At 45.7% G+C, this 23,973-nt stretch carries 17 protein-coding genes; 9 read left to right on the top strand and 8 right to left on the bottom strand.

Annotated features, from left to right (window positions below; all coding sequences use genetic code 11):
- Positions 1-48: 48 nt before the first annotated feature.
- The 4 genes from IDJ77_RS25505 (at position 49) to IDJ77_RS25490 (ending at position 4,334) form a co-directional block, all read left to right on the top strand.
- The gene (locus IDJ77_RS25505) at positions 49-2,400 is read left to right on the top strand and encodes a TonB-dependent receptor (RefSeq protein ID WP_191191827.1); all 2,352 of its coding nucleotides are present in this window, start codon (positions 49-51) and stop codon (positions 2,398-2,400) included.
- Positions 2,401-2,565: 165 nt separating this feature from the next.
- The gene (locus IDJ77_RS25500) at positions 2,566-2,991 is read left to right on the top strand and encodes a DUF417 family protein (RefSeq protein ID WP_191191826.1); all 426 of its coding nucleotides are present in this window, start codon (positions 2,566-2,568) and stop codon (positions 2,989-2,991) included.
- A gap of 56 nt (positions 2,992-3,047) precedes the next feature.
- The gene (locus IDJ77_RS25495; RefSeq protein WP_191191825.1) at positions 3,048-3,341 is read left to right on the top strand and encodes a putative quinol monooxygenase; all 294 of its coding nucleotides are present in this window, start codon (positions 3,048-3,050) and stop codon (positions 3,339-3,341) included.
- A gap of 189 nt (positions 3,342-3,530) precedes the next feature.
- Positions 3,531-4,334 carry a hypothetical protein gene (locus tag IDJ77_RS25490; protein WP_191191824.1) on the top strand — a complete coding sequence of 268 codons (804 nt, stop codon included), beginning with the start codon at positions 3,531-3,533 and terminating at the stop codon, positions 4,332-4,334.
- Between the two features lie 230 nt (positions 4,335-4,564).
- On the opposite strand, the gene IDJ77_RS25485 is transcribed toward IDJ77_RS25490, so the two are convergent.
- From IDJ77_RS25485 to IDJ77_RS25470, 4 genes are all read right to left on the bottom strand, one after another.
- Positions 4,565-5,977: an efflux transporter outer membrane subunit gene (locus tag IDJ77_RS25485; protein WP_191191823.1), complete on the bottom strand. Its 1,413-nt coding sequence runs from the start codon at positions 5,975-5,977 to the stop codon at positions 4,565-4,567.
- Positions 5,978-6,105: 128 nt separating this feature from the next.
- Positions 6,106-9,312 carry an efflux RND transporter permease subunit gene (locus tag IDJ77_RS25480; RefSeq protein ID WP_191191822.1) on the bottom strand — a complete coding sequence of 1,069 codons (3,207 nt, stop codon included), beginning with the start codon at positions 9,310-9,312 and terminating at the stop codon, positions 6,106-6,108.
- A gap of 214 nt (positions 9,313-9,526) precedes the next feature.
- A complete protein-coding gene (locus IDJ77_RS25475) occupies positions 9,527-10,666 on the bottom strand; it encodes an efflux RND transporter periplasmic adaptor subunit (protein WP_191191821.1) in 1,140 nt (379 codons plus the stop codon).
- A 324-nt stretch (positions 10,667-10,990) separates the two neighbouring features.
- Positions 10,991-11,593, bottom strand: a complete 603-nt coding sequence (locus tag IDJ77_RS25470) for a TetR/AcrR family transcriptional regulator (protein ID WP_191191820.1) — start codon at positions 11,591-11,593, stop codon at positions 10,991-10,993.
- A gap of 271 nt (positions 11,594-11,864) precedes the next feature.
- Between IDJ77_RS25470 and IDJ77_RS25465 the strand changes: the two genes are divergently transcribed.
- From IDJ77_RS25465 to IDJ77_RS25455, 3 genes are all read left to right on the top strand, one after another.
- Positions 11,865-12,923, top strand: a complete 1,059-nt coding sequence (locus IDJ77_RS25465) for a glycoside hydrolase family 130 protein (RefSeq protein WP_191191819.1) — start codon at positions 11,865-11,867, stop codon at positions 12,921-12,923.
- A 356-nt stretch (positions 12,924-13,279) separates the two neighbouring features.
- Positions 13,280-13,600, top strand: a complete 321-nt coding sequence (locus tag IDJ77_RS25460) for an ArsR/SmtB family transcription factor (protein ID WP_191191818.1) — start codon at positions 13,280-13,282, stop codon at positions 13,598-13,600.
- A 6-nt stretch (positions 13,601-13,606) separates the two neighbouring features.
- Entirely contained in the window at positions 13,607-14,038 is a 432-nt protein-coding gene (locus IDJ77_RS25455) for an SRPBCC family protein (protein WP_191191817.1), read from the top strand.
- Positions 14,039-14,110: 72 nt separating this feature from the next.
- Here IDJ77_RS25455 and IDJ77_RS25450 read toward each other — a convergent pair whose 3' ends face one another.
- The 4 genes from IDJ77_RS25450 to IDJ77_RS25435 all read right to left on the bottom strand — a co-directional run bounded on the left by IDJ77_RS25450 (position 14,111) and on the right by IDJ77_RS25435 (position 20,832).
- Complete coding sequence (locus IDJ77_RS25450; RefSeq protein ID WP_191191816.1) at positions 14,111-14,521, bottom strand: hypothetical protein; 411 nt, start codon at positions 14,519-14,521, stop codon at positions 14,111-14,113.
- A gap of 165 nt (positions 14,522-14,686) precedes the next feature.
- On the bottom strand, positions 14,687-17,104 hold the full coding sequence (locus IDJ77_RS25445) for an ABC transporter permease (protein WP_191191815.1): 2,418 nt from the start codon (positions 17,102-17,104) through the stop codon (positions 14,687-14,689).
- A gap of 152 nt (positions 17,105-17,256) precedes the next feature.
- Positions 17,257-19,650 carry a glycoside hydrolase family 31 protein gene (locus IDJ77_RS25440; RefSeq protein WP_191191814.1) on the bottom strand — a complete coding sequence of 798 codons (2,394 nt, stop codon included), beginning with the start codon at positions 19,648-19,650 and terminating at the stop codon, positions 17,257-17,259.
- Positions 19,651-19,884: 234 nt separating this feature from the next.
- Positions 19,885-20,832: a Smr/MutS family protein gene (locus IDJ77_RS25435; RefSeq protein WP_191191813.1), complete on the bottom strand. Its 948-nt coding sequence runs from the start codon at positions 20,830-20,832 to the stop codon at positions 19,885-19,887.
- A 138-nt stretch (positions 20,833-20,970) separates the two neighbouring features.
- On the opposite strand from IDJ77_RS25435, the gene IDJ77_RS25430 reads away from it, so the two are divergent.
- Together IDJ77_RS25430 and IDJ77_RS25425 are read left to right on the top strand one after the other, a co-directional pair.
- Positions 20,971-21,477 (top strand): DUF892 family protein, encoded by a 507-nt coding sequence (locus tag IDJ77_RS25430; RefSeq protein WP_191191812.1) that lies wholly within the window; start codon positions 20,971-20,973, stop codon positions 21,475-21,477.
- 356 nt (positions 21,478-21,833) lie between these two features.
- A complete protein-coding gene (locus IDJ77_RS25425) occupies positions 21,834-23,717 on the top strand; it encodes a M1 family metallopeptidase (RefSeq protein ID WP_191191811.1) in 1,884 nt (627 codons plus the stop codon).
- Positions 23,718-23,973: the final 256 nt, after the last annotated feature.

Genomic DNA, 23,973 nt, shown 5'->3' with positions numbered 1-23,973 from the left:
TTTGCAGCGGATATGATACCCCCCATCATATCCGCTTTTTATTTTACAATGAAGAAATTATCTACCCTATTACTCGCGCTGACGTTATTTTGTTCAGCATTCGCTCAAACCCGAGTTAATTTTTCGGGTACCGTTACCACTACAAACGCCTCTCCTATCCCCGGAGCTACAGTAAGTTTATTAAACACCAATTACGCTGCCATCACCAATCAGCAAGGCGCTTTCGGCTTTAAGAACGTACCTGCGGGCAAGTATACCCTGCATGTAAGCAGCTTGAACTATGCTGCCGTGAACCAAAACATCGCCGTAGGCGCACAATCGGCATCAACCACCATCCAGCTTACCGCAACAAGTAACCGGCTTGATGAAGTAGTTGTTACCGCCCAAAAAAGTGAAGAAGCTGCGCAACAGGTGCCTGCAAGTATTTCCACGCTATCGGCCAGGCAGGTACAGGAATATAAGGTTTGGAACCTGAAAGATATTACCGCCATTGTGCCTAACCTGTACACCGCCAGCCCGGGCGACGACAGGAACGTAACCAGCATCCGTGGTGTGGCAACAACCTCTTACGACCCCGCTGTTGCTACGTACATCGACGGTGTGAACCAGTTTAGCCTGGATACGTACATCCCGCAGCTTTTTGATGTAGAACGTGTAGAAGTATTACGCGGCCCACAGGGAACGCTGTACGGCCGTAATGCCATGGGCGGTGTTATCAACGTGATCACCAAACAGCCAACCAACCAGGCCAGCGGTTTTGCCGAAGTGAATTTTGGTAGCTACGGTCAGAAACGCATTAGCCTGGGCATCCGCACACCGCTGGTACATGATAAATTATACCTGGGTGTTGCAGGCCTGTACAATGGCTTTGATGGTTTTTACAACAATCAGTTCAACAACACCAAGCTGGATAAACAGCACTCCTTTATGGGCAACTATTATTTAAAGTACCTGGCCACCCAAAACTTTAATTTAACACTGAACGTAAAGAACTATGCTAACCGCAACAACGGTCCGTTTGCGTTATCAGGCTCACCGCAGGATGCTTTGGCAACACCTTTCCAGGTAAGCCAGAATGCAGTGACAAAGATGATCGATAACATCTTTAACGCCTCCCTTTCTGCCAGCTATACCGGCAAAGATTTTAACTTTATTTCTAACACAGCTTATCAGCAAAACTACCGCTACTACACCGTACCTATCGATGGTGACTTTTCTCCAATAGATGGCGTAAGCGTAATTAACAATTACGGCCCCGGTTTTAACAAAGTGAAGGTAACCACGCAGGAGTTCAGATTCTCCTCACCCGCTTCGGCAACCAACATCAGGTGGACAGCCGGCTTGTACGGTTTTTACCGCTATGCACCAACCAAAACCGGCACGCACTTTGGTGCCGATGGTGAATTGGTAGGCGCTCCGTTCCCGAATTTCAGTACCATTAATACCAATATCGAGCGCAACTACGGTACAGCCGTATTTGGCCAGGTAGTTTTTGTACTCGACCCGAAATGGGACCTTACCGCTGGCTTACGTTACGATTATGAGCATAAAAAAGAGCAGGTAAAAGGCGAGTTCCAGATGGACGGCGATGCTCCTGTTACCACTCAAAACGATACCTCATCAACCGCCAGCTTCAAAGCCTTTACACCAAAACTGAGCCTGGCTTACCATGCATCCGAAGGAAGCAACTTATATGCAAGCTACAGCCGCGGCTTCAGAGCGGGTGGTATCAGCCAGCTTGGCGCCGACCCATCTCAGCCGCCGTTGTTTGCTTACAAGCCAGAATACAGCAACAACTTTGAAGTAGGATCTAAAAACCTGTTCTTCGATAACAAATTAAGGGTGAACGCTTCCTTATTCTACATATCGATAAACAATGCGCAGGTGCCAACCCTGGTATTACCGCAAGCCATTGTTCTTACCCGTAATGCAGGTAAACTACGTAGCAAGGGTGCCGAACTGGAGCTTGCCGCAACCGTTTTAAGAGGTTTGGATATTTCTTACAACTTTGGTTACACCCACGCCCGCTATACCTCCCTGCAGGTACCAAGCAACGGCGCTGTTGTAAATTTAAACGGCAACCACCAGGTTTATACACCCGATGTTACCTCGATGCTGGCCCTGCAATATGGCGCCCGCGTTGCCGAAGGCGCAAAATTAATTGTCCGCGGCGAATGGAAATACCTGGGTAAACAATACTTCGACCTGGCTAACAACATAGAGCAAAAAGCGTACAGCACCTTCAACGCACGTTTGGGTGTTACCACTAAAAAACTGGATGTGTTTGTTTGGGGTACCAACCTAAGCAACAAAAATTATATTGATTACGCCTACGATTTTGGCGCATCGCACCTCGGCAACCCAAGAATGTACGGCGTTACCATGAGGACGAACTTTTAATTAAAGCCGGCTAAGCTCGTCGAACCATTATGGTATAGGCCTTCGACAGGCTCAGGCTGATACAATCCCTTTAGCGCCCCTGCCTAATAGCAGGGGCGCTTTTTTTTGCACCATGCTGTAAGGCTTTGCCATCCCGCCCGACCAAGCGGTTAAAAACACAACAGCATGAACCACACAAGAATTGGCTACACCATTGGTGTAGCGTCAACAGCGCTTATTTTAATATGGATAGGCATTTTTAAATTTACCCCAACCGAGGCAGCCGCAATAATGCCATTGGTACAGCATAGTTTTTTAATGAACTGGATGTACAAGATAGGCAGCACACAAGGGGTATCAAACTTTATAGGCCTATTCGAGATAGTGACCGGCACACTGCTGATCGCATCCTTTTGGAACAAAAAAGCGGGACTGATAGCTGGCTACCTTACCGTAATCATCTTTTTAACAACACTGAGCTTTTTGCTTACCACACCGGGTGTTTGGAAAATTGTGGATGGCGTCCCCGTTAGCGAATTTTTTATTGTAAAGGATCTGGCGTTTTTAGCAGCAGGCTTTATGGTTATCGGCAAAAATTCTCCCGGCAAATAAAACCGGGGCTGCGGTTTAAACGTAATTCCAATACATCTACCTATAAAAACAACCACATGATAAAAGCAGGCTTATTGGTAAAACTGATAGCAAAACCCGGTAAGGAATACGACCTTGCCGAATTTTTAGAAAGCGCCCTGCCGCTTGCGCTTAACGAACCCGAAACCACCAACTGGTACGCGTTCAGGGTGAGCGAGAGTACATTCGGGATATTTGATACCTTCCCGGGAGATGAGGGCCGCAACGCCCATTTAGCCGGCAAAATTGCCGAAGCCTTAATGGCAAACGCCCCGCACCTGCTGGCGCTGGAGCCAACCATAGAACATGTGGAAATACTGGCAAGCAAATAACCAGGTTTAATTTTGGGAGTGATAAGAGAAGTCCTTTTGCTGAAAAGCAAGAGGCTTTTCTGTTTTTAAGAGCTATTATCAGCGGTGAGTCGCCTATTTAATGCACTTAAAAAACTGGAATTTGTTGCTTTGAATGTTTTAATTTTTATCTAAATTTATGCAAAACATTACAAGCTAAATCTTTATCACATGAAAAGAAAATTACTCTCCTGCATATTAGCTGTTGCAGCCATGGTACTTCTATATACTTCCTGTACCAAGGATGCACCCGACTATAGCGGAACCGGAGGCGTAACCGGGGGCAATACCGTAACATCTAAAGCAGTAAGCCAGCAAATCGCTTTAAACTTAGCGCAAAGCCTTTATGGCGGTGTTGGCGGTTTTGATTTAAGCGACGGCTTAAGCCCGCAAATAAATGCGATAGCACCCGGTCGTAAAAAAATAATTATCAATTCGGTTACCCCGGAGTGTGGTTCGATGATGGACACCACCATGACCTATAGCATGGATTTTGATACGCTAAAAATGAGTATTAGCGGGCGGTTTAAATTTGCATCAACCTGCACTAACAATACGCCAACCGGTTTAACTATGTACGATAGCTTGCTGGTTAACCTCACCACTCCTTCAATGGCGGCTAAATATAACATCCTGCAAAATTTAACGGTTAGCGCTGTAAACCCGCAAAAACCCGATGATAAATTATCTTTCAGCGGTATTATGAATATGAAGGCTGATGTGCAGTACAATACAGGCTCGAAACCGAAAATGAGTACCACGTTCAATTATAAACTCACTTCGCTTATTATCGACCCATCATCTCTCGATGGCGACATCATCAGTGGTTCGGCAACGTTTGAAACTATTGGCGATACCCCGCAAGGCAAATGGAACTACAAAGGAAGCATCACATTCCTGGGCGGCCATAAAGTGAAGATCGTTATCAACGGCGATACCTATACTGTGGATACACAAACCGGACAGATAGTTTAAGCTGTTTCTTATATACGAAGCCCTTTGCTGAAAAGCAGAGGGCTTTTTTGCTTATTAAACCATCATGTTGAACGTGTTTCAATACCCTATTATAAAAGCCATTATGGTAATCGCTTTGCATACTACTATGCATATAAGTCCCGAAATAAATTCGGGATGAAGTAAGGGAGAATGCAAAAGGCCTTCGAATTACCGAAGGCCTCTGCTATATATAGGGGTGTTAATATTATTTATTTCCAGCCGCCGCCTAATGAGCGGTACAAAGCCGATACAGCATCCAGTTGGGTGCGTTTTACGGTAGCTAATTCTAATTCGCCTTGTAAAACGTTGCCCTGGGCGGTAATTACTTCGAGGTAATTGGCAAGGCCGTTTTTAAACAACAGGTTGGCATTGGCTGTTGCCTGTTGCAGCGTTTTCACGCGGTTAGCTGCAATAGCTTGTTGCTGTTTTAGTTTTTCTATCCTTACCAAAGCATCGCTCACCTCGCCTACCGCGTTCAATACCGACTGGCGGAACTGTAGCACGGTTTTCTCACGATCTACCTTAGCCACTTCGTACTGGGTTTTTAATCTTTTACGGTTTAATAAAGGCTGTGCAACCCCACCTGCCACTGTACCAAACAGGGAAGCCGGGATATTAAACCAATTGCTGGCCTTAAAGGAATTGAGGCCACCGCTGGCTGTGATAGTTAAGGTTGGATACATAGCGGCCTTAGTGATACCTACGTTGGCATTAGCAACAGTTAAAGCCAATTCCGAGCTGCGCACATCGGGCCTGCGGCTTACAATGGCCGATGGCACACCCGCCGAAAGGTTTTCGGGAACTGTAAGATCATCCAGTTTGGCGCTGCGGGCAATTTTATCGGGCAATTCGCCGGTAAGCACGCGCAGAGCGTTTTCCTGTATAGTGATGTTCTGCTCAAACTGGGGTACTAATTGCTCTGCTGCCTGGCGCTGCGCTTCGGCCTGCTGAACGGCAAGGGAAGTTACCTGCCCGGCATCATATTGCAAACGGATAATACGCAGGGTGCTATCGTTCAGTTTAACATTCCGCTGGGCAATGTTCAACTGCTCATCAAGCATCAGCAGGTTATAATAACCTTGAGATACACCGGCTACGATATTGGTTTGGATAGCCTTTTTTGCTTCAGCAGTTTGCAGGTATTGGGCCAACGCGCTGCGCTGACGGTTCTTGATCTTTCCCCAAATATCAGCTTCCCATGATAAAGCCAGGTTAGCCGAATAGTCTTCCACATGGTTGGTACCGATACCAAACTGGCTGATACTTAAGCCAGTAACACTATTATCGCTTGGGCGGTTGCTGCTTGCCGTAACATTTAAGCCAACGGTAGGCACATAATCCCATTTTACCTGTTTAAAAAGCAATTGCGATGCTTCGATGTTTTTTACCGCGATCTGCATGTCGTAATTTTTTACGATAGCGCTATCTATCAGTTTTTGCAAAGTGGCATCAGCAAAAAAGCTTTTCCACTGTATATCAGCAATGCTGCTGGTATCGCCTACGGTTGCCACGTTCCTGAATTCGGTTGGCAGCTCGGGCTTGGGTGTTTCTATATCTTTTGAAACTGAACAACCGGATAACACCACCAGTATAAAGGCCAGTTTACTGAATAAATTTTTCATTGTCTTGTTGTTAAAGTTCGTTTGTGAGCCAGGAGCCTCACCCTGCCCTCTCCAAAGGAGGGGGTTCTATAATAGAGTTTCTTAAAGCCCCTCTCCTTTGGAGAGGGGTTGGGGTGAGGCATTGCTCTTTATATCATTTCCGGTTGCAATTCATCTACGTGCTTGTCGTTACTATCGGTATTTTTATTCCGATGCCTGTCGAACGGCACACCGCTTATACGTTCCTGTAAATGCTGGAATATCACAAACAACACAGGGATGATAAACAAGCCCAGCAACACGCCAGACACCATACCGCCTGCGGCACCAATACTGATAGAGTGGTTACCCTGAGCCGATGGGCCGGTAGCAATACTCATTGGGAACAAACCGAATACGAAGGCCAGCGATGTCATCACAATTGGACGGATCCTTTGGCGCGATGCCTCAATGGCTGCGTCAACCAGGCTCATCCCGTTACGCCGTTTTTGCACCGCAAACTCTACGATCAGGATGGCGTTCTTGGCCAGTAAACCAATGAGCATAATAAGCGCTACCTGTACATAGATGTTGTTTTCGATACCGGTTAAGCCCAGTACTGCAAACACACCGAAGATACCTGTAGGGATAGAAAGTATTACTGCCAATGGCAGGATATAACTTTCATACTGTGCCGATAGCAGGAAGTACACGAATACCAAACACAGCAGGAATACCACGGTTGATTGCCCGCCCGATGAGATCTCTTCGCGGGTTTGGCCCGAGAACTCATAGGTAAATCCTTCCGGAAGTTCCTCTTTGGCAGTTTCCTCGATTGCTTTAATAGCATCGCCCGAACTGTAGCCCGGTTTAGGAATGGCGTTCACCTGGATAGAGTTGAACAGGTTATAGCGCGAAGCTGTTTCGGAACCGTAAACCCGGGTAAGTTTTACCAACGTGTTTATCGGCACGGTTTCGCCTCTGTTGTTTTTCACAAACACCCGGTCGATAGTAGTCGGGTCGGTACGGTCAGCTGCATCAGCCTGCACCACTACGCGGTAGTATTTACCAAAGCGGTTAAAGTCCGAAGCCTGCGCCGTTCCAAAATAGGCCTGCATTGTTGAAAGAATGTCCTTTACATTTACGCCCAATTGGCTGGCTTTATCGTCATCAATTTCTAATTGCAATTGCGGGTAATCGGCCTTGTACGATGTAAATGCGTAAGCAACGGCTGGTTTCTGCATTACCTTGGCAATAAAGTTATTGGCCACGGCACTGAATTTATCCAGCTTGCCATTGGTTTTATCCTGCAGCATTACATCTAACGCTTCCACATTGCTGAAGCCCGGAACGGTAGGGAAACTGAACACGAAGAACGTACCACCCGGTACAGCGCCCAGCTTGCCCCTTACAATATTCTGAATCTCATCGATGTTCTTCACATCGCCCCTTTCGTCGGTAGGTTTCAGCAAAAGGAATATAACACCGGCAGAGGGGCTGCTCGACTGCGTAAGGAAGTTAAAGCCCGATAAAGCTGTAACAAACCTTGCAGATGGCAGCGTTTTCAGCTGATCTTCGGCTTGTTTAAATATCTTGTTGGTACCGCTTAGAGAGGTTCCGGATGGTGTAGATACCGCTACGGCCACAAAACCCTGGTCTTCGGTAGGGATAAAGCCTGTTTTGGTTCTGTTCACCATAAACACGGTAACAGCAATTAGTACAGCGAGGCCGGCCATACTTACCCATTTATTTTTAATAAGCACTTTTATGCCGCCAACATACCTATCGGTGATGTAGTTGAAGCTACCATTAAAACCTGCGTAAAACTTATCTGCAAAGCCTTTTTTAGGCGCTGCCTCGCCATTGGCAGTATGTTTGTTCTTTAAAAACAAAGCAGCAAGGGCCGGGCTTAAAGTTAAAGCGTTAACAGCTGAGATAATAATGGCTATGGCCATGGTTAAGGCAAACTGCTTGTAGAAAATACCTGTGGAACCAGACATGAAACTCACCGGCAGGAACACCGCAGCCATCACCAGGGTAATAGATATGATAGCGCCGGTAATTTCGTGCATCGCTTCGCTGGTTGCCTTTTTAGGGCTAAGACTTGGGTCGTGCTCCATTTTGGAGTGAACGGCCTCAACCACCACAATGGCATCATCCACCACAATACCAATGGCAAGCACCAATGCAAACAGGGTTAACAAGTTAACAGAGAACCCGAAAAGGTTCATGAAAAAGAAGGTACCAATAATGGCCACAGGCACCGCAATGGCCGGTATAAGCGTAGACCTAAAATCTTGCAGGAATATAAACACCACGATGAATACCAGCACAAAAGCTTCTATCAAAGTGTGCTCAACCTGGTTGATAGATTCATCAAGATCGGTTTTGGTACGGTAGAACTGGTTGTATTTGATGCCCGGAGGGAAACTTTTTGAGGCTTTCTCCATCAGCTTATCAATCTGGATCTGGATCTCGTTGGCGTTGGATCCTGATAACTGGATGATACCAACGATAACACCATCGTGCCCGTTAAGGTTGCTGTAGCTATTGTAAGAATAAGCACCCAGTTCTACACGTGCCACATCTTTAAGGTGCAGTACGCTGCCATCGGCGTTGGCACGGATGGCAATGTTCTGGTATTCTTCGGGCTTGGTTAACTTACCTTTATATTTAATTACATACTCGAACGATTGGTCGCTGCGCTCGCCGAAACGGCCTGGGGCAGCCTCCAGGTTTTTGTCCTGTATGGCGGCCATTACTTCGGCAGGGGTAATTTTGTAAGTTGCCATTTGCGCCGGATTCAACCAAACACGCATGCTGTAATCCTTAACGCCGCCAAATACCTGCGCCGAACCCACACCGGGGATACGTTTTATCTCGGGTATAATGTTTATCTGCGCGTAGTTGGCTACAAAGGTTTGGTCGAACTTTGTGGTATCCTCCGTATAAATAGCCAGCGCACCAATAAAGCTATTTTGCTGTTTGGTGGTGGTGATACCATATTGCACAACCTCGGCAGGCAGTTGGCTTGTAGCCTGCGAAACGCGGTTTTGCACGTTTACGGCCGCCTGATCGGGGTTGGTTCCTTGTTTAAAGTATACGGTAATGCCCAGCGAACCATCGTTACTGGCGGTAGAGGTCATGTAGGTCATATTCTCCACACCGTTAATTGCTTCCTCGAGGGAAGGTGTTACCGAACGTAATATGGTTTCGGCATTGGCACCCGGGTAGGCTGCGGTTACCAATACTGCCGGCGGGGCAATATTAGGGAAACGCTCTAAGGGCAGTTTGGTAAGGCCGAGGATACCCACAATCACCAACAATATGGAGATAACTGTTGATAGTACCGGCCGTTCTATAAATTTTTGAAACATGGCTTTGATTTTTGTAGAAGCAAAGACAGGAAGAACCAGGGAGCAAGATACCTCACGGTCTCCTCTCCATATCCCCTATACCTTACCCCTGGTTCTTGTGTCTTTTGTCTTGAGTTTTTTATTTTAGCCTCACCCTAACCCCTCTCTTTTGGAGAGGGACTTAAGAATTTTTTGAACCTCTCCTTTGGAGAGCGCAGGGTGAGGCTGCCCTTATTTAGTTTTTTGCTACAGCTACCGCTTTATCGGCTGCAACCGGTTCCGGTTTTATCACCGCGCCTTCCTGCAATTTATCGATACCGGAAAGTACTATGCGGTCGCCGGCTTTTATGCCGCTTCTAACCAGGTAGTTATTACCGCTTTTACCTTCGATGGTAATTGGCAGTTTTTTCACCTTATTGCTATCAGCCACAGCCCAAACAAACACCTTGTCCTGCATTTCTACAGTAGCAGATTCGGGCACAATAAGCGCATCCTTGTGTGGCAGGCTCAAACGAATTTTGCCTGTGTTGCCGCTGCGTAAGAGGCCCTGCGGGTTGCTGAAGCTGGCCCTTAAGGTGATAGCGCCGGTAGTTTTATCAAACTGGCCGTCTATCATATCTATGTGGCCTTCTTTTGCGTATTCGCTGTTATCTGATAGCAGCAAGGCAACGGCCGGCAATTGCTTAAGCTTATCTTTTAATGTTGTGCCGGGGTATTGCTCTTTAAAGGCCACGAAATCCTTTTCGCCTAAAGAGAAGTACACATGCACATCATGCACATCAGATAATTGGGTTAGTGCATCAACATCCTGCGGCGAAACCAGGCTTCCCTGTTTTTTGATCAGCCTGCCAATGTAACCGCTAACGGGCGCTTTTATCAGCGTATAACCTACGTTTATTTGAGCGGTAGATACGTTTGCCTTTGCCGATTCGATATTGGCTTTGGCAACCTGGTAAGCTGCTTTAGCTGTTTTCAGCTGGTAATCTGATACCACTTTGTTGGCAACCAGCGGGGTAAGTTTATCAACCTCCAGCTGCGCGTTGCCTGCAGCGGCTTCAGCTGCATGTAAGGCTGCCAGCGCGTTGTTTAAAGCTGCGCGGTAAGGTTGTTCGTTTATTTTAAATATCGGCTGACCGGCAGAAACAAACGCGCCTTCGTCTACAAATACTTTATCTAAAGCGCCGCTTACCTGTGGGCGTATCTCTACGTTAACAGTGCCTTCAATAGAGGCAGGATATTCCTGGTAAGTGGTTTGGGTACCGGCTAATATGGTTGAAACCGGTAAAGCCGGCGGCGCGGGGGCCTGCGCCGCTTCTTGTTTTGGCGAGCAGCTGAAGAGTGCTATCGCTATAATGGCTATTAAGATACTTTTCATGATGATTAATTTTGAGCGTGAGTTAGTAGGATTAAATGTTGCCCGGAGGCTATTAATATATATGGATTCGTTTGAGTAATTCATTGTATTCGTATTGTGGTATTCTGTTTTGTAGGTAGATGTTTTTTGGTGCCTGCAGCGGAGCTAACGACATCGAGCTGATTTATATATTACAACACCATTAAACTGTTTAACAGTGTTAACCGATTGGTATGATGAGTGTGAGTTTGTTTCCATAGCTGTATTTGTTAAAAGTTAATAATAAGATTACAATTATTTAACAGCGTTAGATTATTTAACACTGTATATTATTAGTTAAAAAATTTACGGAGTTATACTCCTGATAATGCCGGTGATGGCATCTCTTAATACCTGCCTGTTTATGGCGTCGCTGTTACCTCTATCCAGCAGGTTGATAGATACCAACCCGTGTACAATAGACCAAAACGTGTAATATTTGGTACAGATGATCTCGGAATCCATATCTTCGATCTTCATTAGCTCGCCGATAGATGCTGTGATGATGTCCCAGGGTAGTTCGGCCTCCGGTAGTTTATTCACCATTTCGCAGGCACAGCTGGTAGTAATACCAAACATGCCCTGGTAGAGCTCTTTATTTGCAAAAGCAAAGTTCCAGTAAGTAAGCCACATAGCTTCTAACTGTTCCGCCGGCGTAGCGTGTGCGTCCTTCGCCTGCTGAAGTTCTTTTGCCAGTTTAAGGTAACCCTGGCGGTTCAACTCTAACAGGATAGCCTCCTTGTTAGCAAAGTATTCATATATTATAGGAGCTGTGTATTCTATCTTGTCGGCAATCTTGCGCATGCTTAGCGCCTGCCATCCTTCTTCCTTAACAATATCAAGAGCGGCTTCCAGGATATTTACCCTGGTTTCTTCCTTTAATCTCAATATTCTGTCTTTACTTGCCATTGTGTCTTAACTGCTATTAAATCATTTAACAGTGTTAAGCAAATGTACAGCGATAAATTAAACTCCGTATAATTTAATTGTCATGAAAAAAAATAAGTCAACTTGGTTTACTATTGTTCCCTTTTTTGAACTCGAATTTTTGGAATTAAGAAATTAATAGAATGAAAAGCCACAACAGTTAACAACAGCATTCACATCGTTCCTATTTCAAACTTTTCCAAACCTATCTTCAACCCCGCCTGTTAGCCATACACACTAACCGTGTAAACTTATGGCAGATCTTGCAAAACGTTTCTCGCAGAACCCCTTATTATCCCCTGCTCATTTAAAACCAAGCCTCGACGGGCTGCACATCGCTTGCCTGCTCAATCCGGGCGTGTTCAGGTTCGAGGGGAAAACCTGGCTGCTGGTACGGGTTGCCGAGCGGCCAGAGCAAACTGCGGTGATGGTTTCCTTCCCAATATTAACGGCTACCGGCGAAACTAAAATTATGGAAATAGCCCTTAATGATGCTGACCTGATCGCCTCAGACGCACGCGTAGTTAAATATAAAGGTGTAGATTACCTCACTACCTTATCGCACCTGCGCCTGCTTTGCAGCGATGACGGCGTAAAATTTTATCAGCCCGAAGGCTACCAATACCTCGTTGGTAAGGGGCCGCTGCAAACTTTCGGGATAGAGGATTGCCGTGTTACGCATCTTGATGATAAATTCTATCTCACCTTTACGGCTGTAAGCGATAGCGGCGTAGGCGTGGGTATGCGTACCACTACCGACTGGAAAACTTTTGAAGAGCACGGCATGATATTGCCACCGCATAATAAGGACTGCGCCATTTTTGAGGAAAAGATAGATGGCCTATTCTACGCCCTGCACCGCCCAAGCAGTGTGGATATCGGCGGTAACTACATCTGGCTGGCCCAATCGCCCGATGGAGTGCATTGGGGCAATCATCAATGCATTGTTAAAACCCGCGGCAATATGTGGGACCGCGCCCGTGTAGGTGCAGGCTGCTCCCCTATCAAAACCGAAAAGGGCTGGCTGGAAATCTATCACGGCGCCAATTACGAGCACCAGTATTGCCTGGGTGCCTTCCTTTTAGATTTGAACGACCCGTACAAAGTCATAGCTCGCACAGAGGAACCCATTATGGTACCATCTGAGCCATATGAACTAACCGGCTTTTTCGGCCACGTGGTATTTACTAACGGGCATATTTTGGAGGACGACGGCGACACCATTACGATGTACTATGGCGCTGCCGATGAACATGTTTGCGGGGCCCGTTTTTCTATGAAAGAGATATTCGCCGCGCTTGGTGTTGCTTAGTATTAGCACAACTTTTAGGTAAGTATATGTTTTTTAATAAATTCCGCAAGTTGCGTTAAGGATTGCAGCGGATACCGGCCTGTGGCTAATGCCTGCGCAGTATGAGCGGAAAGCCTGGCCCGCAGGGAACGCCATTATTAATAGTGTAAGACACAGAATAATTACCGTCAGCCGTTTTAAACTAACAAACCGACAACAAAACCGACAACAATCTCAAAAAACACCATCCAACACAACCCTTCCATCTTAAATTCAAATTGACTTTTTCATCAATTGCTTTTTTTATAAAAATACTTTGCGTAACCAAAAGGTTTCACATATATTTGTAACCGAAAGGTTTCATATAGCCTGTTTTTATGAGAAGAGACGTATTCCAGGCCATTGCCGACCCTACCCGCCGCGAGATCATCAGCCTGCTGGCATCGCAACAGCTCAACCTGAATGCGGTTGCTGATAAGTTTGATATCAGCCGGCCGGCAATATCTAAACACATCCGCATATTAACGGAATGCGGTTTGGTAGTGATGAAACAACATGGACGCGAGCGTTTTTGCCAGGCAAATTTCAAAAAACTGAAGCTGGTAGAAGACTGGGCCGCTCAATACCGCAACTTCTGGAATGATAAACTGGATGCACTGGAAAGCTTTTTGGACGAAGAAAAAACTAAACAACCTTAAATAATTATGGAAACACAACCGCTGATAGTGGAGCGCACGCTGAATGCGCCGACAAGCAAGGTTTGGGAAGCCCTAACCGATAACGAAAAAATGAAAAAATGGTATTTTAAACTCGAAAGCTTTGAACCCCGCGTTGGCTTTGAGTTTAGTTTTGCCGGACAGGGCAGCACCGGCGAAAAATATATACACCTTTGCCGCGTAACCTCTGTTGAGCCTGAAAAAAAACTAAGCTACACCTGGCGCTACGAGGGCTTCCCAGGCGATTCGGAAGTGAGTTTTGAGCTTTTCCCCGAGGGTGATAAAACATTGGTGAGGATAACTCATACCGGGCTGGAAACGATGCCGCAAAATGGACCGGATTTCGCCATATCGAGCTTTAGCAAAGGCTGGAACTACATCCTGGGTGAAAGTTTGAAGAAATTTGTAGAAGAGCAATAATCACAAAACTTTGTAAAGCAAAACAGGCCGCTGCAAAAAATGCAGCGGCCTGTTTTTGTTTAAATGCTATTATTATTTGCCTGGCTTAACGGGTGGCGTTGTTGGCGCGGTAGGTGTAGTAGGCACTGTTGGTGTTGTTGGCGTAGGCGTAGTAGGCACCGGTGCAGGTGTAGTTGGCACTGTTGGGCTCGTAGGTGTTGTTGGCACCGTAGGATTTGTTGGCGTTGTTGGATAGCTCGGGTTTGTAGGGTTAGTCGGGCTATTTGGTATGGTAGGTGTTGTAGGCACCGTTGGCATAGTAGGTGTGGTCGGCGTGGTTGGTGTAACCGGTGTAGTAGGTGTAACCGGTTTTGCCGGCGTTACCTTTTGTCTTGGTTTTACTACGGAGTCTTTTTTAATAACGGGATTGGGTGTTACCTGGGCAACGGCTGTACCTATGGCAAACGAACCGATAACGGCCAGTGTTAAGATGATCCTTTTCATAATAATTTATTTAATGGTTTATTGAATTAACTATAGGATAAATACCATGCCAAGAATGACGTTACACGGCGTAAAATAACTTTCAATATCAACTTGTCCCAAATTCGTATAAACAAAAAACCCGGCTTTAATTTGCCGGGCTTTCTCCTTATAGTTATGGTAAAATTATTCTGTTTTAAGGCTCTTTACCGGGTTTGTAAGGGCCGCCTTTATACTTAACCAGGATACTGTTGCAAAAGCGATGACCAGCACCACTAAAAACGGAACGATAAATAACACGGGATTTATGCTGATACGGAACGCGTAACTTTCCAGCCATTTACTGATGGCATACCAGCCCAGCGGCGCCGAAACCAGGAAGGAGATAACAATGAGCAGGGCAAAATCTTTATACAGCAGCTGCAATATTCCGTTTACCGATGCGCCAAGTACCTTGCGGATGCCGATCTCTTTGGTACGTTGCACAATAGTGAACGACACCAGGCCGAACAAACCTAAACACGCCACAAAAATGGCTATCACAGTGAAGATACCAAACACCTGCCCAAAACGCTGGTCGGCTTTGTATTGGTCGTTAAAGTGTTCATCCAGAAAGAAGTAGTCGAACTGGTCGCCGGGGAAAAACGAATCCCAGTTGCTTTTTAAGGCTGTAATGGTTTGGGCTACATTGGTTGAGCTTATTTTAACAGATACATCCCCCCTTACATCCGGGATGCAACGGAAAATAATGGCATCGTAGGTATCGCGCAGCGATTGCTGGTGAAAATCATCCACCACCCCTATTATTGTATACACATCGCCCCAAAAATCTACCCGTTTGCCTAAGGCCTGCTGGGGGGTATCAAACCCAATGCGGCGTGTAGCTGTTTTACTGAATACCAGGGTTTTCGGGTCGGTAGTAAATTCTTTAGAAAATTTCCGGCCCGCTAAAAGTTTCAGGTCGTAAGCGGTAAGGTAATCATAATCGCCGCCAATGATGCGGTACTGGTCGGCAGTCGCATCTGCCGCGCCGGTAAGTTTTATACCGCCGGCATTCCATCCTACCGCTTCGCCCGGCACCGAAGTGGATACGGTGATGCTTTTGATAGCCGGCTGTTTTAAACTCTCCTGTTTAAAAGCACTCATGCTGCGGTAAAACGAATCTACCTTAACCAGCGGGGCTTTAATAACCAGGGTTTGATCTATGGTGACGCCCAATTTCTGGCTCTGCATAAATTGGATCTGCCGGTATACGGTAAGCGCGCCTATCAGCAGGAATATGGAGGCCGCGAACTGGAAGATGACCATTCCTTTGCGCAGCACAATACCTTTGGGCGATGCGGTTAATTTGCCCTTCATCACTTCTATCGGTTTAAAAGAAGACAATACAATTGCCGGGTAAAAGCCCGAGAAGAAGGTACCTACTATAAAGATGCCGATGACAGCCGCCCAAAAGCCGGGCTTTGCAAATAAGGCGAAACCTATTTGTACGCCCGCAATATTGGCCAGTATAGGCAGGCAAATGGCAATAAATGCAATGGCAAATAATACTGCCAGCCCGTTCAGGAACATGGCCTCCAGCATAAACTGTGTTACCAGCTGGGTTTTGGCCGAGCCTAATGTTTTGCGTACGCCAACCTCTTTAGCACGGCCAATGCCGCGCGCGGTGGCCAGGTTAATGTAATTTATCCAGGCGATGATAATTACGAAAATAGCGATCCCTAACAACAGGTAAACAGATTTACCGTCGCCGTTTGGCTGGATCTCGAACATGCGGTTAGAGTATAAATGAATGCTCGGCATCGGCTGCAACGTATATATCGCGCTTGCGCCCGAACTGGCAAATTGCTGGTAGGCCTTTTTTACAATGGGTAAAAATTTAGTTTCTACTGCCTTAGGGTTGGCACCCGCTTTAAGTAACAGGTAGGTAGTGCAACCATCGGAATACCAGGCGTTATCCAGGTTATATCCGTCCCTTGGTGGGTTCTCTTTTAACAGGGTGCTGTACGATTGTAAAATATCGAAACTCAGATGCGTATTGGCAGGCATATTTTTCATTACGCCTGTTATTTTTAATAGTTTGGTTGTATTAAGCGTCAACGTTTGCCCCACTACTTCCGTGTTGTGGAAAAGCTTTTGAGCCACCTCTTCGGATATTACTACCGAATTTGGCTCTACCAATGCTGTTTTAGGGTCGCCGCTTATTAAAGGGTACGAAAATATTTTAAAGAAAGACTCCCCGCAGTAGTAATCTTTTTTGATGACGATTTTCTGGTCCTTATAGTTAGCCAGCGCGTTGCCTGCGGGTACCAGCTTTACAAAGTCCTCCACCTCGGGCACATCTGCTTTAAAAGCATTGCCGGGTGCAAAAGCCCCGCCTGCCCATTGGGTGCTTAGTTTGCCTTTATCGTACCTGTCCTGATTAACCCGGTAGACGCGGTCCTTATTAACATGGAAGTTATCATAGCTCAACTCAAAACTTACATATTGTAAAATGAGCAAACAGGCTGCCATACCAATGGCCAGCCCGAAAATATTAATAAAAGAAAACGCTTTGTTTTTTGACAGGTTGCGGAACGCGATAAGGAAGTAATTTTTAAGCATGGCTTATCATTTTGGTAAAACTGATAAGGCTAAAAAGATACCAATTATTTAATTAACTGATTATCAATAAAATAAATCAATTCAACAACTACTAATCCGTTCGGATTTAATACATCCACTGTACGATATCGTACAGTGGATGTATCTCTGTGTTACAACTTCACAATCAGCGGTTTCCCGGTGTAAACCACACTCTTATCTATCTTATCAGCTACGCCGGTATTGGAGCCATGTGCACCTTTTACCAGCACCACGTTAAATGAGTGCTTTTTTAACATGCCCTTAAAGCTGCCTTTTGTGGCCGAGATACTCAATTGGCGTAGTTTATCGTTCCAGCTTAAAGTGAAAGTTGCTTTGGCGCCTTTTTCATAATTATAGTTCTCGTTTTCGTCTTCGTAGTATTTAAACGTGCCGTTTGCGCCGGGGTAAATACGCAGCTCTATTTTATCGGCCGGTTTTTCGGTAGCGTATTGCATTACCGGGCCCATCGGGATGATAGAGCCAGCCCTAACGTATAGCGGCATCATATCCATTGGTACATCTACGATCAGTTTTTGCCCCCCGTTGGTAACTTCGCCCGTCCAGAAGTTGTACCATTTGGTAGCTGCCGGCAAGTAAACCTCGCGGGTTTTGGCTTTGCTTGCTGCATCTGTACCTGTGTATAATTGCGCGGTAACCGGGTTCACCAAAAACGCCGGACCAAACATATACTGATCAGGTATACCATAAACATTGGCATCCTTCTGAAAATCGAACGTAAGCGCCCGCATCATCGTATAATTCTCAGTATTCACACGGCCTGCCAGCGAGTAGATATATGGCAGCAGGCGGTAGCGCAGCTTATCAAAGTTTAACAGGATAGAACGTGTGTCCTCGTCCCAGTTCTTAGAAAATATGGCCCGCTCCCCTTTTCCGTGGATGCGGAATATCGGACTGAATGCCCCGAACTGAAACCAGCGGGTAAACAATTCCTTAAACTCGGGTTTCGACCAATCGGGTGCTTTCCATTTCCAGTGGTAACCGCCAATGTCGGATGTCCAGTAAGGAATGCCCGATGCACAGGCATTGATCCCCTGCGGTACCTGGTTTTTAAAGCTGGCAAAAGTACATTCAATATCAGACGACCATAAGGTTGATGCATTGCGTTGCTCGCCCGCAAACGACTGCCTCACCAAAAAGAAAGCACGCTTGCCAGGGATATCCCTGCGCCAGCCTTCGTAAACGCCCTTGGTATGTTGTAGCGAATAGGTGTTAAAATAATCTATCCCCTTGCCGGTGTAAAAGTTGGCTTTACGGCGTTCATCAAGCAGGGCGCCATTATCCGGTTCGCACTGGTCTATCCACCAGGCGTCCCAACCGTAGCGTTTTACCAGGCTGTCGCGGGCCTGCTGCCAATACAATTCGCGGGCTTTGGGGTTGTGGGCATCGTAATAGGTATCAAAAGTATGTGTGACTACGTTATCCCAGGTAATGCTGGTGAGGCCCCCCATTTTTTCTAAAGCATCGTAATTGGGTGTGCCTTTACCAAACACCGGCCAGATAGAGATCATGGCGTGCAAGTTGGCGGCGTGCAGGGCATCTACCAGCTTTTTTGGATGTGGATAGCGTTCCGGCTTCATAATGTGCGAACCGATGGGCAATGGATCCCAGTAGTACCAATCCTGCACCAATACATCTACGGGGATGTTGTTGTTGCGGTAATTGTCTTTAACGGTCAGGATCTCTGCCTCGCTCAGGTACCTGTCCTGCGACTGGAACAAGCCGTAGGCCCATTTACCAAACATAGGCGCGCGACCGGTTGCAGTGCGGTACAGGTCGATGATATGATCAAAGTCCGGGCCGTAAAAAAAGTAGTAATCAACCTGTTTGCCGCTTTCGGATACGTATTTGAATTGGGTGTTGCCTTCCTCGGCGCCATAAAAGTTAGAAGCCGAGTAATTATCCCACATCAAACCATACCCTTGGGTAGACAGCATCACCGGGATGGCACCGGTAAGGTATTTAATAGCCATATCCTGGTCGCGGCCTTTGTAGTTTATGCTCAGTGAATCGAGCGGGTGGCAGCCCATCCCGTAAAGCGCTTCCGTTGCCGGGGAGTTGAAGGCTGTGCTTACATTATACGTTTCTATCCCGGCAATGGTAGCTGGCGACATGCTTTTATTGCTGCTTGCTTCCGCGGCGATCACTTTGCCAGCCATATCGCAATAGGTGATGGCATTGCTTGCCTTGTTTATTTTTATTTTGAGTTTGGCAGTTGTGATAGTTACCTCGGTTTTGCCATCTGTTATCGTAAATGCAGTTGCAAGCGGCCATTTATTATTCACCACCAACGATTCTTTTATGGGGAAACTATCAAATATAGTGTACTTCACCTCAATGATATCCGCCTTGCAGATATTGAGCTGCATTAAGCCTTTATCCAGCTTAAAAGTTACGCTTTTAGCATTTTTTGTAAAGGAAATTACATTGGCTTTGGCGTTGCCGAACCAGGAAATACAAACGCACAGGAGCGCTAACTTTTTAAAAACAGAATTTAACCGGAGCATAGTTAATGATTAGTAATTGAGTTTTTAAAAATATAGATAGCGGGTAAGAGCCAATGTGTCAATTGTACATATTAATAATAAAAATGTTAACCAATTTGAGATTTAACCACAAAGCACACAAAGATGGGCATGTCCCATAGCCACAAAGGGCACAAAGTTTTAAAATCTTTGTGCCCTTTGCGAATCTATTAAATTAGCTCTTTGTGTCCTTTGTGGTAAAGTACAGCAGTTTGTCTACTTCAACATTACCTTAGTTGCACCATAGCCAAACTTCTCCTTCCGCGCATCTAAAAAGGTTTGCACTTTTTGGTTTTTGCTCAGCAGCTTGTGCAATTCATGTTTCAGTATCCCGTTGCCGGTGCCGTGGATAAAGGTAATCTCGGGCATCTGGTGCACTATGGCGGCATCCAGCGCGTGTTTAAAATTGGTCAGTTGTATGTTCAATATCTCGCTGCTGGCTAAAAACTGGTGATCATCCCGCAGTTTTTCTATGTGGAGGTCTACCTCCTGCTGCGGTTTGGCAACCACTTGCTTTTCTTCGGCGGGCTTAAAAAAGGCTTCTTTTAGTTTTTCGGCATCTATCACCAGTTCTGGCTCATCCAGCTGGATCATCCAGCCCAACTGGTTGATAAATGGCACCTGCTTTTTGGCTCCAGAAAAATCCTTCGCCTTAAATTGCTCGGTTATATTCAATGGACTAAGCACCGGCTGGTTTTGTTTAGTATTAAACAATACCTGGAAGATAAGTTTTGGCCACAGCTGCAGATCGGCCAATTTTGCCGAGTATACTTTGGCATGGCTGCGTGGCTCAATAATACCGGCAAACTCGCCCTTGTATTGTTTATTTTGTTCGGTACTAACCGAGGCTAATAGCTGGTACGAGGTTTCGTTAAGCAAATGCAGGTGCACTACCGAACCGGCCTTAGCATCGGCAACTACTGCGATATAAACACCTTTGCTTTTAAATTCCCCGGCAGGGACAATTGCTTCAACAAGCGGCTCTTCCTCATCGCCCACCAGTTTGCTGTGGCCATGTACTGATGTTACCTTGGTAGCAAGTACCGGGATCTCAAAATCGTCATCGCCGGTTACGCCTATCATCTGATCGTTAATAATGCGGGTAACATACCCTTCCATTTTTTCGTCCACAAACCGTACAAAATCGCCTAACTTATATTTCATAACACAATAGTATTTGGCAAAGGTATCAATATACCATACGCCCGATAATTAAACTTACATTTACGTAGCAAAATCGTTTTTACATTTCCAAAATAAATCAGAGTTTTGTGCTTCCCGTCACGGTTAAAATTAAACAGAATGGAAACTACCGCTACCCCTGTGCCGTTAAATGATGATTTATTAAAAGAGGTGTTCCATCACCACCTCAACCGCATATACAACGGCAAATGCTTTTTGCACAAAACCCTGCCGGGCCTTGTGGATCTTGCTTCTTTCAAAGGCTTGCAACTCGCCATTGAAGAGTTTGGCGGAGATGTGCTTAAACAAATTGTGCGGATGAAGGCTATTTATGCATTGTTGGGCGAAACCCCCGAAAACAACGAATGCAACCCCATCACCAATATTATTAAAGATGAGTTTTGCCTCAATGAGGATCAAACCCTGCCCCTTTTAAACGATCTGGACCTGATGCTGTATGTGCAGGTATTAGAGCATGTAAACATTACCTCGTACCGGATGCTTATTATGATAGCTAAAATGCTGAAGCACGATAATATCATTCAAATGCTGCAGGAAAGTTTTGATGAATCGCAGGATAATGATAAGCTATTTACGTTGATAGCTAAGGAATATATCACGAATTAGAGGTTAGAGGTTAGAGGTTAGAGGTTAGAGGTTAGAGGTGAATACTTCCATTTGGCCTGTTGTTTTGATTATAAACCTTATACCTCTCCTAAATTCCAATTGGTTTGGCTTCTTGAAACTTCAAAACAGCTATAAATAACAAAAGCCGGACATAACGCCCGGCTTTGCACAGTTATCTAATACCCCTACTAAAATAACTTTGAACAAATAAAAATAATTAATTGGCGGTAAGCAAATTAATATGCCCGCGGCATTGTAACAATTCGTTTACGCTGATCGTCTCAACTATTAGAAGTATAATATTTAATTTGCGCGCTAAATCATCAAATACAATATATCCAACAACCCAATAACTTATGTTAAAACCAATTGCGTTAACCGCATTATGCAGCCTGTTTTTGTTACAATTACAAGCTCAAAACCTGTATATGCCGCGCGAAATTAAGCAGGCTTATACCAAAAGTACCCGCTCGCCCGATGGTAAGCCGGGCAGCAAGTACTGGCAAAATTTTGGCAAGTACAATATCTCGGTAACCTTAACGCCCCCCGGCCGCACCGTAAAGGGCGTTGAGCAGATCATCTATTTTAACAACAGCCCCGACACCCTGAAAAGGCTGAATATGAAGCTGATCCTCAACATTCATCGCCCCGGTGCATCGCGCGATGGCAACGCCAGTTTAGATTACCTTACCGAAGGTATACAGGTTGACAGCTTTTTAGTAGCTGGCCAAAAAAAGAAATGGGATAATAAAACAGCCGCTACTACCAACCAGGCTGTAGGGCTAACCAAACCTTTATTACCGCACGATTCGGTAAAGCTGGATATTACCTGGCATTTCGATCTGAGTAAAGAGAGCGGCCGCGAAGGGGTGATAGATTCTACCTCCTTCTACCTCGCTTATTTTTATCCCCGCGTATCTGTTTACGACGATTACCAGGGCTGGGATCGCGTGGAGTTTGTAGATTCGAAAGAGTTTTACAACGATTTTAACAACTATACGCTAAATGTAACTGTGCCTAAAAACTATGTAGTTTGGGCAACAGGGACATTGCAAAATCCTGCTCAGGTTTTACAACCCGAGTTTGCAAAACGCTTATCAGCTTCGATGACGAGCGACTCCACCATACACGTGGCTACCCTTGCCGAGTTAAACGCCAATAGCGTAACCGCGCAAAATGCAACCAATACCTGGGTGTGGAAAGCAGATGACATCAGCGATATGGCTGTGGGTATCAGCAACCATTACATTTGGGATGCGGCCAGCGTTGTGGTTGATAAAACAACAGGTCGCCGCTCCAGCATGCAGGCAGCCTACCCCGAAGCCGCCTTCGACTTTAAAAAATCGGTACAATACGGGCGTAATGCATTGGCATGGTTTAGCGCCAACTGGCCGGGCGTACCCTACCCCTTCCCAAAAATGACTGCCTTTAAGGGCTTCGCCGATATGGAATACCCCATGATGGTGAACGATAGCCAATTTGGCGATCCTGTTTTTGCACAGCTGGTGCAGGACCATGAGATAGCACACACCTGGTTCCCTTTTTACATGGGTATCAACGAAAGTAAGTACGCCTTTATGGACGAAGGCTGGGCAACCACCCTGGAATACCTGATAGGCACAGCGGAGAACGGGCAGGCGAAAGCTGCTGAGTTTTACAAGCAGTTCCGTATCAACGGCTGGATAGGCGATAAATCAACCGCCGAAGATCAGCCCATCATCACCATGAGCAGCGAGCAAAAAGGCGGTTATGGCAACAATGCTTACGGCAAGCCATCATTAAGCTACCTTGCACTAAAAGATATGCTGGGCGACGACCTGTTTAAAAAAGCGCTGCACGGCTACATGGACAGATGGCATGGCAAACACCCTATCCCATGGGATTATTTCAACTCCATGAGCAACGTATCGGGCAAAAACCTTACCTGGTTCTTCAACAACTGGTTCTTCAGCAATGGTTATAACGACCTGGCGATAAAAGAAGGTGTAAAAGGCAAAGATGGCTACACTTTAAATGTGAGCAACGTTGGCGGTTTCGCTATTCCGTTTGATGTGGTATTAACCTTTGCCGATGGCACTACCAAAACCATCCACCAAACACCTGCCATTTGGGAAGCTAACCAAAAACAAGCCTACGTAACATTCAAAGCTGTTATTGGAAAAAGCCTGAAATCGGTTACTTTGGATACCGGCATTTTTGTAGATGCTACCAAGGCGGATAATACCTGGGTGGTAAAATAGTGAGTGATGAGTAGAGGGTGGTGAGTGGTTGCCTTACATGCCCACGCTTTCCTCGCAGTAAGATAAGTATAAAACAGAAAACCCGGCTCATCGCCGGGTTTTTTCGTTTTAATAATCTTAGAGCCTTTGTTGGTGTTGTCACCATAGCCGTTAACTTAAGGGATTAAATATATCATCAACAATCTGAAAAGCCGCTTTTTTGCCTTTTTTGGGTTCAATAAGCAAATGTTTTATAATGGGAAAGATGAATAATTCG

The organism is Mucilaginibacter pankratovii, assembly GCF_014773265.1.
GTDB lineage: Bacteria > Bacteroidota > Bacteroidia > Sphingobacteriales > Sphingobacteriaceae > Mucilaginibacter > Mucilaginibacter pankratovii.
This window is presented reverse-complemented; position numbering and strand designations above follow the sequence as displayed.

Coding starts and splice junctions, on each gene's coding strand:
- IDJ77_RS25445 (WP_191191815.1), bottom strand. CDS start 17,104: ATGCTTAAAAATTACTTCCTTATCGCGTTCCGCAACCTGTCAAAAAAC.
- IDJ77_RS25500 (WP_191191826.1), top strand. CDS start 2,566: ATGAACCACACAAGAATTGGCTACACCATTGGTGTAGCGTCAACAGCG.
- IDJ77_RS25490 (WP_191191824.1), top strand. CDS start 3,531: ATGAAAAGAAAATTACTCTCCTGCATATTAGCTGTTGCAGCCATGGTA.
- IDJ77_RS25430 (WP_191191812.1), top strand. CDS start 20,971: ATGGAAACTACCGCTACCCCTGTGCCGTTAAATGATGATTTATTAAAA.
- IDJ77_RS25450 (WP_191191816.1), bottom strand. CDS start 14,521: ATGAAAAGGATCATCTTAACACTGGCCGTTATCGGTTCGTTTGCCATA.
- IDJ77_RS25470 (WP_191191820.1), bottom strand. CDS start 11,593: ATGGCAAGTAAAGACAGAATATTGAGATTAAAGGAAGAAACCAGGGTA.
- IDJ77_RS25465 (WP_191191819.1), top strand. CDS start 11,865: ATGGCAGATCTTGCAAAACGTTTCTCGCAGAACCCCTTATTATCCCCT.
- IDJ77_RS25455 (WP_191191817.1), top strand. CDS start 13,607: ATGGAAACACAACCGCTGATAGTGGAGCGCACGCTGAATGCGCCGACA.
- IDJ77_RS25425 (WP_191191811.1), top strand. CDS start 21,834: ATGTTAAAACCAATTGCGTTAACCGCATTATGCAGCCTGTTTTTGTTA.
- IDJ77_RS25495 (WP_191191825.1), top strand. CDS start 3,048: ATGATAAAAGCAGGCTTATTGGTAAAACTGATAGCAAAACCCGGTAAG.
- IDJ77_RS25440 (WP_191191814.1), bottom strand. CDS start 19,650: ATGCTCCGGTTAAATTCTGTTTTTAAAAAGTTAGCGCTCCTGTGCGTT.
- IDJ77_RS25485 (WP_191191823.1), bottom strand. CDS start 5,977: ATGAAAAATTTATTCAGTAAACTGGCCTTTATACTGGTGGTGTTATCC.
- IDJ77_RS25505 (WP_191191827.1), top strand. CDS start 49: ATGAAGAAATTATCTACCCTATTACTCGCGCTGACGTTATTTTGTTCA.
- IDJ77_RS25460 (WP_191191818.1), top strand. CDS start 13,280: ATGAGAAGAGACGTATTCCAGGCCATTGCCGACCCTACCCGCCGCGAG.
- IDJ77_RS25480 (WP_191191822.1), bottom strand. CDS start 9,312: ATGTTTCAAAAATTTATAGAACGGCCGGTACTATCAACAGTTATCTCC.
- IDJ77_RS25435 (WP_191191813.1), bottom strand. CDS start 20,832: ATGAAATATAAGTTAGGCGATTTTGTACGGTTTGTGGACGAAAAAATG.
- IDJ77_RS25475 (WP_191191821.1), bottom strand. CDS start 10,666: ATGAAAAGTATCTTAATAGCCATTATAGCGATAGCACTCTTCAGCTGC.